Genomic DNA, 14,578 nt, shown 5'->3' on the forward strand with positions numbered 1-14,578 from the left:
CGTCACCCTTGGAATTCATAAAGATGGAAGCCGCCGTAAATCGCGCTGCGGTCATTCTGGAAACCGCGTTTTGAAGCCTCTTGCTGATAGGCCCAGCGATCCAACACCTCAGGCAGCACCCGGCCCGGCAGAATGTCATCTGCCCCACCGGTGCGGAAAATCACCCGCGCGCCGGGGGCGGCTGTGCGCGTGATCTCGGACCAGAGTGCATTGAGCTGATCATCATTCATCCAGTCCTGCGCATCCAGCAAGACATAGGCGCTTTTGGACGCAGCGGGTTGCTGCGCCAGCATATCGGTCAGGGATTGGTTCAGCACAGTGGCGCGGGGCGCATTGGCGCGCACAGCGGCAAAATTCTGTGCCTCCAGATAGGGCGGGACGGAGCCCTGCCCGTCCGGCTGATAGCCGCGATTGGCGGCCTGCCAGGCAAAGTAATTCTCGGCAATCGGGAAGTCGCAAAACAGCTTGCGCGTCCGTTCCTTAAGCACCGGGATCACGTCACCCCCAGCATCCGCCGCCAGTTTGTCATATTGCGCCGGGGGAATGCCCAGCCCGAACAAAGAGGCGCGGCGGCGGGCCACGAATTTCACAAAACGGCTGTCATAAAGCGGCGCGATTTCGCGGTCAAAAAACGCCGCCTGCTCTGCCAGCGTTTTGGCGCGCAGCAAGGGGGCGAAATCGACCCGCGCAATCCGCGTGACCAGATGCACCACGGACAAAAACCGCCCCAAAAGCCCGTAGTGGTAGAACCCGCGCGCCAGCATCATCTTGCGCCGACCGCGCAGGGTCAGGCCATTCCACCAAGCCAGAGTTTCAGCGTCCAAATGCGGGGCGACATAGGTGTCAAAAGCCAGAACATTGTCGCGCAAATTGGCATGCCCCAGCATGTCGTAAACCGCCTTGTGGTCGGGCAAATACTGCACCGCCGCCAGCTTCATCCGGTTCACCGCCACATGGGCCGGCGACAGATCAACCGCAGTGATGGAGGCCACATCCGCCGTCAGATACGACAACAGGTTACAGCCCCCCGAGGCGATGCAAACCACGTTATCCTGCGGCCCCAATTGCAGCGCCTCCATGTCAACAACCGGGTCCTCCCAGATCTGCGCATAGACCAAGCCGTGGAACAGGCGCGCGAACAAACGCTCCAGCAGCCCCTCTTTGCTAAGCGCATCATTCTGGTTGACGGCGGCACCGATTTGCTCGCTGACGGAAGGGAGTGAAGTCATGATAAATCCTGTTTAACCCTGCACATCGACAAGGCTGTTCTTCTTGGTTTTCGGGCGATTTCTGCGGCGCGGGCGTTCTTTGTTGGCCGCGATTTTCGCTTCCCAATCAATCAGTTCCAGCCGACCATTCGGGCGTTCGATCACCGCCGTGCAGCTTTCGACCCAATCGCCTGTATTGACGTAAAGGATGTTGTTGATGGTCTTGATATTGGCGTGGTGAATATGGCCGCAGATCACGCCATCATAATTGCCGCGCCGCGCCTCTTCGGCCAGGACATCTTCGTACTCACCGATAAAGTTCACCGCAGATTTCACCTGCTGCTTGGCCCATTTTGACAAAGACCAATAGCGCCCAGACCAAAGTGAGCGGATGCGATTGATCTTGGGGTTGAGCCAGATCAGAAATTCATAGGCACGGTCGCCAAGATGGGCGATCCACTTGGCATTCATCACCACGGCGTCAAACTGATCCCCATGCGTGACCAGATAGCGTTTGCCGTCCAAAGCGGTGAAATCGGCGGTGCGCATCACCTCGATCCCACCAAAATGAGTGCCAAGATAATTGCGCATCACCTCGTCATGATTGCCGGGCACAAAGACTATGCGTTTGCCGTCATGGGCGCGCTGCAGCAGCTCTTGCACCACGTCGTTATGGCTTTGCGGCCAATGCCAGCCGCGGCGCAGCGCCCAGCCGTCAAAGATATCTCCAACGAGATAGATCGTGTCCGCGTCATGTTCCTTGAGAAAGTCCAATAGCAACTCTGCGCTGCACCCTCGGGTGCCAAGATGGATATCGGACAAGAACAAAGTACGGTTGATCATCAACTCCGCCTCCGAGGTGCGATTGCGCAGGGCTTAGGCGCTGCATGTGACAGCGCAGTGACGGTTTCATGACGGATTTTCTGCGCTTGGCCTTGGGTCAGGTCGCGGGGTTTGGGCGGGCGTAATTCCGCCGCCCGTCGCCAAATTGTTACACCCCATTGATAGCCAGCGCCAAAACAAGGAGCATGGCATGAAAATCGCAATTCTTGGCGGAGACGGCTTTGTAGGTTGGCCCACAGCGCTGCATTTGTCACATCTTGGACATGAGATTCACATCATCGACAACCTATCGAGACGCTGGATTGATACAGAGCTTGGGGTGCAATCGCTGACCCCGATGGACTCGATCCAGGAACGTTGCCGCGTCTGGCACGAGTTGACCGGTCGTCGCTTGAACTTCCACCTGCTTGATCTGTCTTCGGAATATGAACGGCTGAAAACCTGGATGGGTGAAAACGCCCCTGACGCGGTGATCCACTTTGCCGAACAGCGCGCCGCGCCCTATTCTATGAAAAGCGACCGCCACAAGGTCTATACCGTCAACAACAATATCAACGCGACCCATAACCTATTGGCAGCGCTTGTAGAAACCGGGATTGATGCGCATCTGGTACATCTTGGGACGATGGGCGTTTATGGCTATTCCAGCGTCGGTGCCGCGATCCCCGAGGGCTATTTGACTGTTGAGCTGGACAAGCTCGATGGTGGGCGCGCAACCCAAGAGATCCTGTACCCGACCAAGCCCGGCTCGGTCTATCACATGACCAAGAGCCTGGATCAGATCCTGTTCCAGTTCTACGCGCAAAATGATGGGCTGCGGATCACCGATTTGCATCAGGGCATCGTTTGGGGCACCCATACTGACCAGACCCGCCGCCATGATCAACTGATCAACCGTTTCGACTATGACGGCGACTATGGCACTGTTTTAAATCGGTTTTTGATCCAAGCCGCAATTGGCCACCCGCTGACGGTCCACGGCACAGGCGGGCAGACACGCGCCTTTATCCACATCCAGGATTCGGTGCGTTGTATTGAGTTGGCGCTGGCGGATGCGCCCAAGGCTAGGGATCGCGTGCGGATTTTTAACCAGATGACCGAAACGCATCGGGTGCGTGATCTGGCCGAACTGGTGGCGATGATGACCGGGGCCGAGGTGGCCTATCTGCCCAATCCGCGCAAGGAAGCGGCTGAGAATGATCTGGTCGTGCGCAACGAACAATTCCTGGAACTCGGCCTTGATCCGATCACTTTGCAAGAGGGGCTCTTGGACGAAGTCGTTGATGTGGCGAAGAAATTCGCCTATCGCGTGGATCGCTCCCGCGTTCCGGCCGTGTCTGCCTGGACCAAGGATCTGTCGCAGAAGGTCGAGCATGATCCCGAGGGGCGGGCCATTCGGTCGGTCTCATGAGCTGGGTCGCAAACCGCCCGGCGCGCAGCGAAAATGCCTATGTCACCTTGGTCACCAACGCGGATTTTGCTTTGGGGGCCAAGGCCTTACTGTATTCTCTACGGCTCACTCAGACGCGGGCTGACTTGGTGGTGCTTTATACGGGCGGCGTGCCGGATGACGCGCTGGCGCAATTGGGCGATGCACGTCTGATCAAGACCGAGCTTTTGCCGACTTCAGAAGCGTTCAACGCCCGTCACGCCCGCAAGGTAATGCATGATAAAGCCCCGTTTACAAAGGGAAAAAAGCCAGAGTTCCACACCCCGCTGGACAATTTCGCCAAGTTGAGGTTGTGGCAATTGGACTATGAAAACGTGGTGTTTCTGGATGCGGATACGTTGGTTTTGCAAAATTGCGATCGGTTGTTTGACTATCCGGAATTCTGTGCTGCGCCAAATGTTTACGAGGGTTTGGGGGATTTTCACCGGCTGAATTCCGGGGTCTTCACTGCCAAGCCAAACCCGCAAACCTTTGAAAACATGTTGGAAAAATTGGATCAGCCCGAGGCCTTCTGGCGACGCACGGATCAGACATTCTTGCAAAGCAATTTCCCGGATTGGCACGGGCTGCCGGTGACCTACAACATGCTGCAGTATGTTTGGATGAACCTACCAAATCTATGGCATTGGCCGTCGATTCATGTGCTGCATTTTCAGTATGAAAAACCCTGGCAGGATCATGAAAAGTCAGAGCAATTGCGCCCCTTGATCGAGCTGTGGCGGCACTATGCAGATGGCGGCCAAGCCATTGATCTCAATACGCTTTCCAACCCATCATGAGGATCGCCATCACCGGGGCCAGCGGGTTGCTTGGGCAGCCTGTCGCGCAGCACTTTAGTCAAGGAAATCATGATATTACGCGGTTTGGGCGCAAGGCGGATGTTGATTGGCAGCTGGGGCAGGATGTTGATCTGAGCGGGTTTGACGTGTTGATCCATGCCGGATTTGCCCATGTTCCGGGCAAATATCGCGGTGGCGAAGGGGACAATCCAGGTGATTTTATCCATAAGAATCAACATGGTACGCTGAACCTTTGGCAGGCGGCGGAGCGGGCGAGATGTCAGGTGATCTTTTTGTCCACCCGCGCGGTTTATGGTGATTACCCGGCTGGGACAGCGCTGTTTGAGGATATGGCCGCGCGGCCCGATACGCTTTATGGGCGGGTCAAACACGAGTCGGAAAAAGCGCTGGGAAATCTGGGGGTTAGCCTGCGCATCACCGGTGTTTACGGGCCTCCGGTTCCCGGGCGGGGGCATAAATGGCAAGGGCTTTTTGCTGATTTCGCAGCGGGTAAAGTGAGTCGCGCGCGCGCCGGGACGGAGGTGCATATTGCGGACCTGATACAAGCCATTGATATTATAATTGAAAATGGCATCAGGGGAGAGACTTTCAACGTTTCAGATTTCATTCTGGATCATCGCGATCTGCTGGAGACTTACGCCAATCTTTCCGGCATCAACGGAAATTTCCCTTCGCTTTCAGACAGTTCCAAGGTCAGCGCCATGAATACAGATAAGCTGCGTGCGCTTGGCTGGGTCCCGCGTGGGCGGGATGGTTTGGAGCAAACCCTAGATGAGATCATCCGCTGTCAAACCTGAAGCGTTCGCTGCCTTAACCCTGCCCCTTTAACCAAATCTTAAACAGCAATCTGTCCGATTCTGCGCCCGTTTCGGAGAGATTGCCCAGCCCGATTTTGCCCGAATTCCCGAGGCCTAACCCGCACCCCTTGGGCAATCTGTACAAAACGATGCGCGTTTTGGGGGGATTGGCCCTTTTGCCGACATTCGCTGGACTTGCAGCCGAAAAATCCGTGTCACATTCGCGTTATTGCGCAGAATATTTTTGCAGCCGGGCCGCCCTGCCCAATCCCTCGCTGATTTTCGCGCATCGAAACGCCCTTTCGACGCTTGCACAAAGCCGCGCGATCTGCCCCTATCGCGGCACATAAAGCATAGCGGTTGTGGGAGGCGCGGATGCGGTTGCAGGGAAAGACGGTGCTGGCCACGGCCAGCGCGCAGGGCATCGGGCGCGCGACGGTGGAGCGGATGGCGGCAGAAGGCGCGCGGGTCTTTGCCAGTGACATCAACACCGGTCCGCTCGACGGGGTCAGCGGGCTGGAGGTGTTGAACCTGAATGTCACCGACCCGCAGGCCATTCAACACGCGGTGGACAAAATCGGCGCGGTGGATGTGCTGTTCAACTGTGTTGGCATGGTGCATGGCGGCACCATCCTGGAAGCCAGCGAGGCGGAGATGGATCAGGCCTTTGCCGTGAATGTGAAGTCGATGTTTCACACCATTCGCGCGGTGCTGCCGGGCATGATTGCACGGGGCAATGGCGCGATTGTCAATGTGGCGTCGGTGGCGAGCTCGATCACCGGGGTGCCCAATCGCATGGTCTATGGCACCACCAAGGCGGCGGTGATCGGGCTGACCAAATCAGTGGCGGCGGATTACGTGCAACAGGGGGTGCGCGCCAATGCGATCTGCCCCGGTACGGTCGACAGCCCGTCATTGCATGAGCGGCTGCGCGCCACGGGGGATTACGAACAGGCCTGGGCGGATTTCAACGCCCGCCAAAAGCTGGGCCGCGTTGGACAGCCCGAAGAGATTGCCGCGCTGGCCTGTTACCTCGCCTCAGACGAGGCGGCGTTTACCACGGGACAGGTGATGAATATTGATGGTGGTTGGACCATCTGACCCGATGATCTGACCCAGAGATGAACTTGTAAGGACAAGAAAAGATGAAGTTTTTGCGCTATGGCCCGCGTGGGGCCGAAAAGCCGGGTGTCTTGGATGACAACGGTGATATTCGCGATCTGAGCGGGTTGATCGGGGATCTGTCGGGCGAGGTTTTGGGCAATCTCGACCGGTTCAAGGATCTGGATGTGGCCTCGCTTCCCAAGGTTGCGGGGGAGCCACGGCTGGGGGCCTGCGTGGCGGGCACGGGCAAGTTCATGTGCATCGGCTTGAACTATGCCGATCACGCCGAAGAGGCGGGGATGGCGGTGCCCTCGGAACCGGTGCTGTTCATGAAGGCGACCTCGGCGATTTGCGGGCCGAATGATCCGATCCTGATCCCGCGTGGCTCAGAGAAGACCGATTGGGAGGTCGAGCTGGGCGTGGTGATTGGCAAGGCGGCGAAATATGTCACCGAGGCTGAGGCGCTGGATCATGTGGCGGGCTATTGCGTGATCAATGATGTCTCTGAGCGCGGCTTTCAGATTGAGCGGCAGGGCCAATGGACCAAGGGCAAATCCTGCGACAATTTTGGACAGATGGGGCCCTGGCTGGTGACGCCGGATGAGGCGGGTGATCCGCAGGATCTGGGCATGTGGCTGGAGGTGAATGGCGAGCGGGTGCAGGATGGCTCGACCCGGACCATGGCCTATGGGGTTGCGCATCTGGTCAGCTATCTGTCGCAGTTCATGACGCTGCATCCGGGCGATGTGATTTCGACCGGGACGCCTCCGGGGGTTGGCATGGGCTTTACCCCGCCGCGCTATCTGAAGGCCGGGGACAGCGTGCGTTTGGGCATTGATGGGCTGGGTGAGCAGAGCCAGAGCTGCGTGGCGGATCGCTGAGGGGCGGTTCTTGGCAGTATGTTAAAACAGCGGGTGGTCGCGGAAATCCGCGACTGCGAATTCGATCAGGGTGCGGATCTTGCGCGGCAGGGTCTGGCCTTCGAGATAGACAATGCTGATCGGCGTTTCGATGGTGATATGCTCGCTGAGGACGGACGTCAGAGCACCGCTGTCCAGGTGATCCTGAAGCACAAAACGCGGCGCAAAAGTCAGCCCGCAGCCCGCCACGGCCAGCTCGGCTGCGGCGCGGGCTGAGTTGACGCGAAAGCGCGAGGTCACGTCGAAGGCCGGGCCATTGGCATCAAGCTGCCAGCGCTGCGGCGTCTTGCGATTGGTGTCGATGATACAAGCGTGATTGGCCAGATCGGCGGGGGTGGCCAGGGTGCCGTGACGGTCCAGATAATCCGGGCTGGCGGCAATGACCGGGCGCATCATCGCCAGCTTGCGCGCCTTGACGGTCAAGCGCGCGCTTTCGCCAATGCGGAAGGCGAGATCAAGCCCGTCGCTGGCCAAGTCCACGTGATCATCGCTCAGCCGCAGATCCAAGGAAATCTCGGGGTGGCGCGCGGCAAAGCGGGCCAGCATCGGGGCAACGCAAAGCTCGCCAAAACTCACCGAAGCCGACAGCCGGATCAGCCCGGAAATATCCGGCGCGGCGTCCGAGACTTCAGAGAGCATCAGCTCGAGCTCGTCCAATAAGGCCGGGGCGCGGGCCAAAAGCTCCTCTCCGGCGGGGGTGAGGCCGATGCGGCGGGTGGTGCGCTGAAAGACACGGATGCCCAAACGGCGCTCAAGCTCGGCCACATATTTGGAGGTCAGCCGGTTGGAGATGCCCAGCTGCGCCGCCCCCTTGGTAAAGGAGCCGGTCTGCGCCGTAGCGACAAAGGATTTCAAAGCATCGGTGATGTCCATGGCACACCTATTGCGAACAAAATGTGGATAGTCATTCTATTTATTCGCCATTTCGATACATATCAAGCGGATCTATCTTTCCCTCAGACGCGAACACAACGCCAAATGCCCAAGAAGGGCAGCTGAAAGGAAACGACATGCAACAGACCGTATCGACCAATATCGCCGCCCTGATCCTGCGCGTGACCAGCGGGTCCGCCTTTATCGCCCATGGGCTTTTGAAACTGCTGGTTTTCACCCCCGCCGGCACGGCTGGCTTCTTTGAAAGCCTCGGCCTGCCCGGTTTTCTGGCCTATCTGACGATCTTTGCCGAATTGGTCGGTGGCGCGGCCTTGATCCTGGGCGTGGCGACCCGTGTGGTGGCACTCACCCTGCTGCCGGTATTGCTGGGCGCGGCCTGGGTGCATTCGGGCAATGGCTGGCTGTTTTCAGCTGAGGGCGGCGGATGGGAATTCCCGGTTTTCTGGGCGATGATCCAAGTGGTGATCCTGGCCTTGGGCAGCGGGGCCTATGCTCTGCGCCTGCCGGTTGTTGACCGGGTTCTTGGCCAAGCGACCTGATATCTGACAAGGCCCGAGGCACCCCCTCGGGCCGGTAAGGAGAACGACATGCAAAGCCTGACATTGACGGATTTGAAAGACCGGTTCAGCCCCAGCGCAAGAATGCCGGTGGTGTTTCTGGGCCATGGCAGCCCGATGAACGCATTGGGTGACAATCCGTTCAGCAAATCCTGGGCGGAGCTGGGCCAAAGCCTGCCGCGCCCCAAGGCCATTCTGGTGGTCTCGGCCCATTGGATGACACGGGGCACAACTCTGGTGGATGTGTCACAAGCCCCTAAAACCATTCACGATTTCCATGGTTTCCCCGAGGCGCTGTATCAACAGCAATACCCAGCCCCCGGCGCGCCGGACCTGGCCAAGACCGTGGCCAGCCTGTTGGCCAGCCATCACGCCGAAGAGGATGACAGCTGGGGACTGGATCACGGGGCCTGGGCGGTGCTGAACTCCATGTATCCCGATGCGGATGTGCCGGTGTTTCAGGTCTCGCTGGATATGAGCAAGGATCTGGACTGGCATGTGGAAACCGGGCGGTTGCTGGCAGATTTGCGGGATCGCGGCGTGCTGATCCTGGGGTCGGGCAATGTGGTGCATAACCTGCGGCGGATGCGCTTTGACGGCGGCGCGTTGGATTTCGCGGTGGAGTTTGACACCCGTTTTGCCGAACGGCTCGAGGCGCGGGATCTGAAAACCCTGAGTGACCGAGTGGGGCTGGGATCGCTGCTGAAAGAGGCCCATCCAAGCATCGACCACTACCTGCCCGCGCTGACAATCGCCGGGGCGGCCAATGCCGGGGATGATCTGACATTCATGACCGATGCGATTGATCTGGGATCTGTTTCGATGCGCAGTTTTGTTTTTCACCAGCGCGATGAGCTTAGGTAAAATCCAACACGTATCAGCCCGGTTTCACCCTTGTATTTAAAGGTCATGCAAGGATTGGCATATATGGTCGGCTCGAACCGAATATCGGAGCCAGATAAATGCGAGCCATCATCCTATCCCTCTTTTTCGCCATAACAGGGGTCTTGGCCCAGGCCGAGACCCTGACCCTGGGCAGTGTAAATGACAATGTGCGCAAGCACTTGGACCGTTTTGCCCCCCTTGCCGCCTATCTAGAAAGAGAACTGGTAGACCATGGCATAACCGAGGTCGAGATCTCGGTCTTGCCGACATCGCAGGATATGGTCGAAGCCTTGTCAACGGATCGTGTCGATCTGTTTTTTGACAGCCCGCTTGTGGCAGCTCGGGTCGCGCGAGAGGCCGGGGCGGAGCCGTTTTTGCGCCGCTGGAAACGCGGTGTTGGCAGCTATCATTCGCTGATCATTGTCCCCACGGATAGCCCTCTGCAATCGATCGAGGATCTGGTCGGGCGGCGCATCGGGTTTCAGGACCCGGATTCAACCTCGGGGTTTTTGCTGCCCCTGGATATGGTGTTGCAGGCGGGGCTGGACGTGATCGAATTGCCCAATCGCGAGGCTGATTTCAGCAGCAGCTCATTGGGCTATGTCTTTACCCAGGATGATAAAAACACGGTTCTGTGGCTGGCCAAGGGCTGGATCGATGCGGCGGCCACCGATCCGCGCGGCTTTGCCATGCTGGAAAAGGCCCGCCCCGGCCAATACCGCGCGCTGGCACAAAGCATGGAGGTGCCACGTCAGGTGGTGATCGCGCGCAAGGGGCTGTCGCCAGAGCTGGCAGAGATCATCAAGCAAAAGCTTATCGCGCTGGAGGGCAGTGATGAGGGCAAGAAGATCATGAAAAAGTTCCACAAAACCACCCGGTTTGACGAATTCCCGGATGGGGTTGAGGCGACTTTTGCACCGATCTATGCCCTGCTGAGCCGTTTGGACGTTCTCAGACTGTATTAATGCAAGACTAGACGTGGCGTTCGTTCAGGCCCCTCCCGTCGCCAGATATATCAGGCGAAAGACGCGTGGATTGCGCGGACGCATGGCGATGTATTTCGGGCTCACCACGGCGGCCATCGTGGTGACCCTGACGATCATCAACACCTTTACCCAGCTGCAATTGGTGAATGAGCGTATCCTGGAAAAGACCAAATCCTTTGGGTCTTTGGTACGCGAAGCCACCCTGCCCTATCTGATCGATAATCGCCCGGCCGAGCTGGATGTGATCTATGAAGAACTGGCCGAGCAGCCCGAAATCACCAGGCTGGATTTCATCGACCCGGACGGCACTTTGCTGGTGACCAGCGAGGACGAGGGCGGGTCGCTGTTTCTGGCAACCATCGAAGATGCTCTGGTCGATCAAGCGCAAAACAGCGGGCAATTGCAGCTGGTTTGGGAGGGGGACGTTGTCGAGGTCGCCCTACCGGTCGAACTGGGCATGACCTATTACGGGACGGTGCGTTATTCGGTTCATACGGCCCTGGATCAGCATGATATCACCTTTGTTCTTTACCGAAATCTGACCTTTGCCTGCCTGTTCACAATCTTCAGCGTGTTCATCAGCTTTCTGATTGCGCAACGATTGACCGCCCCCTTGGAAAAACTGACCAAGGCCAGTCGCAGCGCGGCGGCGGGCAATCTGGATCAGTTCATCGATATTCAGACCAATGATGAGGTCTCTAGCCTGGCCACATCCTTCAACAAGATGCTGGACAATCTGCGCGCGCGACTGGCCGCCAATGAGGATGCGCAAACCCGGCTGCAAAAGTTCAGCCTGGATCTGAACTCCAAGAATATTGAGCTGGGTCAGGCGCTGGAACAGGCCCGCTCTGCCGAAGCGGCCAAGACCGAATTTCTAGCCAGTATGAGCCATGAGATCCGCACGCCGATGAATGGCGTTTTGGGCATGACCGAGCTGTTGGCGGAAACCGAATTGGATCAACATCAATCCAATCTGGTCGATACCATCGCCACCTCCGGCCAGTCATTGCTGAATATTATCAATGACATCCTGGATTTTTCCAAAATCGAAGCCGGTCAGATGCAACTGCGCAAGGAGCCGCTTGATATCCAGGATCTGGTCGAAGACACGGCGCGGGTTCTGGCCCTGCAGGCGGCGCGCAAGAATGTTGAGCTGATCACCCGGTGCGATCCTGATTTGCCGGAGATGATGCTGGGTGATTTTGCCCGCATGAAACAGGTCTTGCTGAATTTTGCCAGCAATGCGGTCAAGTTCACCGAGGCGGGGCATGTATTGATCCATGCGCAGCGGGTGCTGTCAAAATCTGGCGAGGATCGCCTCAGGATCGAGGTGCAGGACACCGGTTGCGGCATTCCGCAGGACAAGATCAAAGAGGTTTTCAACCGGTTCACCCAGGTCGATGGCAGCTTTACCCGCAAACATGAGGGCACCGGGTTGGGGCTGGCCATCAGCAAGGGCTTTGTTGAACTGATGGGCGGGCGCATTCAGGTGACTTCGCAAGTTGGGGTCGGATCGAGCTTTGGCTTTGAAATGCCTCTGGCCGAGGCTGTTCCTGTTCCTGCCACCCCCAGCCCCGCCAAAAAACGTGGGCCATTTGAGGGTTATGGCGTGCTGCTGAGTGACCAGCCCGACCTTGTGGCCAGTCTGGTGGAATGTCTGACCAATGCGCGTATCCAGATCACCAGCGTTGAATCCGACAAGGCTCTGCTCAACAGTTTGCAAACATTGGCAAAAGATCGGGCACCCCCGGCCTTTGTCCTGATTGATGACAGGGTTTCGGATCTCAAGCTTGAGCCCTTTTTGAATAGCCTGAACAGCGTCACCTCTGGTCATCCGCCACGGGTGATTTTGTTGCATTCCATGGGCAGCACAATCGCCACGGAAAAGCTGGACGCGACCCTGGCCAAACCTGTTTCGGCGCGGGCTTTGGTGCAGGTGATCGATCAAGTCAGCCAGAATGGCCAACGCCCGGCCCTGCCGCGTGTCACCAATGCCAAAAAAGGCAAGCTTGCCCCGCTGCCCAAAACCGACCGCAAGGTTCTGGTTGTCGATGACAATGCCACCAATCTGAAACTGGTGCAGATGGTGTTAAAGCGGCTAGGCCTGCCTTTTGTCTCAGCCACCAACGGGGTTGAGGCTGTTGAACAATACCGGGACCACAATCCATTCCTGGTTCTGATGGATGTCAGCATGCCGGTGATGAACGGGTTAGAAGCCTCGGCTCAGATCAGGCTGATCGAGGCGGAAAAACCTGAGGAGGCTGCGCGCTGCCATATTGTCGGCCTTACGGCGCATTCCTCGCCGCAAGACAAAAAAGCCTGTCTTGACAGTGGGATGGATGGCCATTTGGCCAAACCCATCAATCTGGGCAAGCTGCGGGACGTAATCCAGGACTGTCTGTGATCTAGGCTCAGTTCAACCCGGCATCCTGCAACTTGGCCTCAAGCTCGCGAATGCGTTCGGCCATGCTGCGCATGCGCGGCCCAAGCATGGCCTCGATCTCTTCTTCGTCAAAGCGCGGCGTGATGTATTTGGGGCAATTCCAATCCAGCGCGGCCACGGTCAGTTTAAAGATCTTTTCCACCGGGCGGTCGTTCGGGGCGGCCAGGGTTGCGGTCAGCTCGGGCTCATCACTTGCCTCCACAACTTCTGCCCGAGCCAGAATTTTCAGCCGGGCGCGGCGTGGATAATCCATCAGGAACAATGAGACGCGGGAGTCTCCGGCCAGGTTTCCGGTGGAGACATATTGCCGATTGCCCGGATAATCCGCAAAGGCCAGGGTCGTGTCATCCACGACCTTCAAAAACCCGGCCTCCCCGCCGCGATGTTGCACATAGGGCCAGCCATCGGAATTGACGGTGCCCATGTAAAAACTGGTGCGCGTTTCAATAAACTCCTGCTCGCGCGGCCCGATCGTCAGTTCGCGATAGGGGCGCGCATAGTGGTCTGCCGATCCGCGGGTTTCCTGTTCTGCACGCACGTCCTGCGTGAACATCAATTCGCCAAATGTTTGCATGCTTTGTCCTGTTTGACATGGCCTTAGCAAAGTTATCTTTAGCAGGGTAAAGAACGCAACACCCGACACTATTTGTGTCAGATAAGCGCAACTTTAAGTTGGCTGAAATAATGAGCGAAACGCTATTTCATCGGCAATTACCCGGCAGTCATATTGAGCTTGCGCAGGGCTGAGGTGACGGCAAGACCAAAGACTTGCGCCTCGGGGGATTGGCCATCATCCGGGCGCTGCATCAGGCCGACCGGGCCGCGGGTCATCGACGTTTCGAACGGCAAAGCAACAAGATGCCCATCCGCCAACTCATTCGCGACCACCCCGGCAGAGATGATCCAAACCGCATCGGACTGGCGGGTGTGAACACGGCCAAAGGCCCCTGAGACGGTTTCGATGCGATTATCGATCTTGGTCAACCCTTGCGCGATCATAAACCGGTCGACCAAGGGACGAATGGCCGAGCCTTCGGGCGGGTAAATCACCTGCCAATTGCCAATGCGCTTGATATCGGGTTGTTCAACCAAGGGATGCCCGGCCCGCACGACAAATTCCACGCGCTCTTCGTATAGTTGCGTAAAGCTGACGCCCTGCATGCTATCGGGCCGCCCCAATCGCCCGATCACCAGATCGAGCTGCCCCATACGCAGCCGTTCCATCAGGAAACCATGCGGGCCGTCCTCAATATGCAGGCTGGCGGTTGGGGCCAACTCGCCAAATTCGCGCGCCACAACCGGCATGACATGGGCCGCGACCGAGGGCAGCACCCCGACGGAGAGCCGGGTCTTGCCCGCCGAGCCAAGCTGTTCCACCCCGGTCAGCCCCTGCTGCAAGGCCGCCAGCGACATTTGCGCGAAATGCAAAAACACCTCGCCCTCGCGCGTCAGGGAAACGCCGGACCGGCTGCGGGTGAGCAAGGTGGTTGCCATGATCTCTTCGAGCTCTTTCAGAGTTTTCGAGATCGCCGGTTGCGTCAGATAGAGTTTTTCCGCCGCCAGTTTGAGACTTTTCTCGCGGCAAATCTCAACAAAACACTGGATATGGCGGAACTTGATCCGTCGGTCGATCATATTCTTTCCATTTTCGACAAGGAAACAGGCAGTAACTTCATTTTACTTTATCGAAA

General features: G+C 57.8%; 14 protein-coding genes. 9 read left to right on the forward strand and 5 right to left on the reverse strand.

Features of this window, described 5'->3' with window-relative positions; translation table 11 throughout:
- Window positions 1–2: 2 nt before the first annotated feature.
- Complete coding sequence (locus tag CLV87_RS16670) at window positions 3–1,229, reverse strand: DUF3419 family protein (RefSeq protein ID WP_099247174.1); 1,227 nt, start codon at window positions 1,227–1,229, stop codon at window positions 3–5.
- A gap of 12 nt (window positions 1,230–1,241) precedes the next feature.
- Window positions 1,242–2,051, reverse strand: coding sequence for a UDP-2,3-diacylglucosamine diphosphatase (locus tag CLV87_RS16675; protein WP_099247176.1), 810 nt, complete (start codon window positions 2,049–2,051; stop codon window positions 1,242–1,244).
- 190 nt (window positions 2,052–2,241) lie between these two features.
- Between CLV87_RS16675 and CLV87_RS16680 the strand changes: the two genes are divergently transcribed.
- The 5 genes from CLV87_RS16680 to CLV87_RS16700 all read left to right on the forward strand — a co-directional run bounded on the left by CLV87_RS16680 (window position 2,242) and on the right by CLV87_RS16700 (window position 7,083).
- Window positions 2,242–3,462, forward strand: a complete 1,221-nt coding sequence (locus CLV87_RS16680) for an NAD-dependent epimerase/dehydratase family protein (protein ID WP_099247178.1) — start codon at window positions 2,242–2,244, stop codon at window positions 3,460–3,462.
- Window positions 3,459–4,280, forward strand: a complete 822-nt coding sequence (locus tag CLV87_RS16685; RefSeq protein WP_099247179.1) for a glycosyltransferase — start codon at window positions 3,459–3,461, stop codon at window positions 4,278–4,280. Before CLV87_RS16680 ends, CLV87_RS16685 begins: the two co-directional genes overlap by 4 nt.
- Window positions 4,277–5,098 (forward strand): NAD-dependent epimerase/dehydratase family protein, encoded by an 822-nt coding sequence (locus tag CLV87_RS16690; protein ID WP_099247182.1) that lies wholly within the window; start codon window positions 4,277–4,279, stop codon window positions 5,096–5,098. The genes CLV87_RS16685 and CLV87_RS16690 overlap by 4 nt, the downstream gene beginning before the upstream one ends.
- A gap of 375 nt (window positions 5,099–5,473) precedes the next feature.
- Window positions 5,474–6,199, forward strand: coding sequence for an SDR family oxidoreductase (locus tag CLV87_RS16695; RefSeq protein WP_099247186.1), 726 nt, complete (start codon window positions 5,474–5,476; stop codon window positions 6,197–6,199).
- 44 nt (window positions 6,200–6,243) lie between these two features.
- The gene (locus CLV87_RS16700; RefSeq protein WP_099247188.1) at window positions 6,244–7,083 is read left to right on the forward strand and encodes a fumarylacetoacetate hydrolase family protein; all 840 of its coding nucleotides are present in this window, start codon (window positions 6,244–6,246) and stop codon (window positions 7,081–7,083) included.
- Between the two features lie 21 nt (window positions 7,084–7,104).
- On the opposite strand, the gene CLV87_RS16705 is transcribed toward CLV87_RS16700, so the two are convergent.
- Window positions 7,105–7,995: a LysR family transcriptional regulator gene (locus CLV87_RS16705; protein WP_099247190.1), complete on the reverse strand. Its 891-nt coding sequence runs from the start codon at window positions 7,993–7,995 to the stop codon at window positions 7,105–7,107.
- A 137-nt stretch (window positions 7,996–8,132) separates the two neighbouring features.
- Here CLV87_RS16705 and CLV87_RS16710 point away from each other — a divergent pair, with 137 nt between their 5' ends.
- The 4 genes from CLV87_RS16710 (at window position 8,133) to CLV87_RS16725 (ending at window position 12,848) form a co-directional block, all read left to right on the forward strand.
- Entirely contained in the window at window positions 8,133–8,555 is a 423-nt protein-coding gene (locus tag CLV87_RS16710; protein ID WP_099247192.1) for a DoxX family protein, read from the forward strand.
- 48 nt (window positions 8,556–8,603) lie between these two features.
- Window positions 8,604–9,437: a 4,5-DOPA-extradiol-dioxygenase gene (ygiD, locus tag CLV87_RS16715; RefSeq protein ID WP_099247194.1), complete on the forward strand. Its 834-nt coding sequence runs from the start codon at window positions 8,604–8,606 to the stop codon at window positions 9,435–9,437.
- A 98-nt stretch (window positions 9,438–9,535) separates the two neighbouring features.
- Entirely contained in the window at window positions 9,536–10,423 is an 888-nt protein-coding gene (locus tag CLV87_RS16720; protein WP_099247196.1) for a phosphate/phosphite/phosphonate ABC transporter substrate-binding protein, read from the forward strand.
- A 70-nt stretch (window positions 10,424–10,493) separates the two neighbouring features.
- The gene (locus CLV87_RS16725) at window positions 10,494–12,848 is read left to right on the forward strand and encodes a hybrid sensor histidine kinase/response regulator (RefSeq protein WP_133840816.1); all 2,355 of its coding nucleotides are present in this window, start codon (window positions 10,494–10,496) and stop codon (window positions 12,846–12,848) included.
- Between the two features lie 7 nt (window positions 12,849–12,855).
- Here the strand turns inward: CLV87_RS16725 and CLV87_RS16730 are convergent, their stop codons facing one another.
- Window positions 12,856–13,461, reverse strand: coding sequence for a pyridoxamine 5'-phosphate oxidase family protein (locus CLV87_RS16730; RefSeq protein WP_099247200.1), 606 nt, complete (start codon window positions 13,459–13,461; stop codon window positions 12,856–12,858).
- Between the two features lie 137 nt (window positions 13,462–13,598).
- Complete coding sequence (gene pcaQ / locus CLV87_RS16735) at window positions 13,599–14,522, reverse strand: pca operon transcription factor PcaQ (protein ID WP_099247202.1); 924 nt, start codon at window positions 14,520–14,522, stop codon at window positions 13,599–13,601.
- Window positions 14,523–14,578 lie beyond the last annotated feature (56 nt).

This window comes from Pelagimonas phthalicica (genome assembly GCF_004364805.1).
Lineage (GTDB): Bacteria > Pseudomonadota > Alphaproteobacteria > Rhodobacterales > Rhodobacteraceae > Pelagimonas > Pelagimonas phthalicica.

Bases quoted from the DNA above. Each gene is read 5' to 3' on its own strand.
- CLV87_RS16670 (WP_099247174.1), bottom strand. From the start codon at position 1,229: ATGACTTCACTCCCTTCCGTCAGCGAGCAAATCGGTGCCGCCGTCAAC.
- CLV87_RS16675 (WP_099247176.1), bottom strand. From the start codon at position 2,051: ATGATCAACCGTACTTTGTTCTTGTCCGATATCCATCTTGGCACCCGA.
- CLV87_RS16680 (WP_099247178.1), top strand. From the start codon at position 2,242: ATGAAAATCGCAATTCTTGGCGGAGACGGCTTTGTAGGTTGGCCCACA.
- CLV87_RS16685 (WP_099247179.1), top strand. From the start codon at position 3,459: ATGAGCTGGGTCGCAAACCGCCCGGCGCGCAGCGAAAATGCCTATGTC.
- CLV87_RS16690 (WP_099247182.1), top strand. From the start codon at position 4,277: ATGAGGATCGCCATCACCGGGGCCAGCGGGTTGCTTGGGCAGCCTGTC.
- CLV87_RS16695 (WP_099247186.1), top strand. From the start codon at position 5,474: ATGCGGTTGCAGGGAAAGACGGTGCTGGCCACGGCCAGCGCGCAGGGC.
- CLV87_RS16700 (WP_099247188.1), top strand. From the start codon at position 6,244: ATGAAGTTTTTGCGCTATGGCCCGCGTGGGGCCGAAAAGCCGGGTGTC.
- CLV87_RS16705 (WP_099247190.1), bottom strand. From the start codon at position 7,995: ATGGACATCACCGATGCTTTGAAATCCTTTGTCGCTACGGCGCAGACC.
- CLV87_RS16710 (WP_099247192.1), top strand. From the start codon at position 8,133: ATGCAACAGACCGTATCGACCAATATCGCCGCCCTGATCCTGCGCGTG.
- ygiD (WP_099247194.1), top strand. From the start codon at position 8,604: ATGCAAAGCCTGACATTGACGGATTTGAAAGACCGGTTCAGCCCCAGC.
- CLV87_RS16720 (WP_099247196.1), top strand. From the start codon at position 9,536: ATGCGAGCCATCATCCTATCCCTCTTTTTCGCCATAACAGGGGTCTTG.
- CLV87_RS16730 (WP_099247200.1), bottom strand. From the start codon at position 13,461: ATGCAAACATTTGGCGAATTGATGTTCACGCAGGACGTGCGTGCAGAA.
- pcaQ (WP_099247202.1), bottom strand. From the start codon at position 14,522: ATGATCGACCGACGGATCAAGTTCCGCCATATCCAGTGTTTTGTTGAG.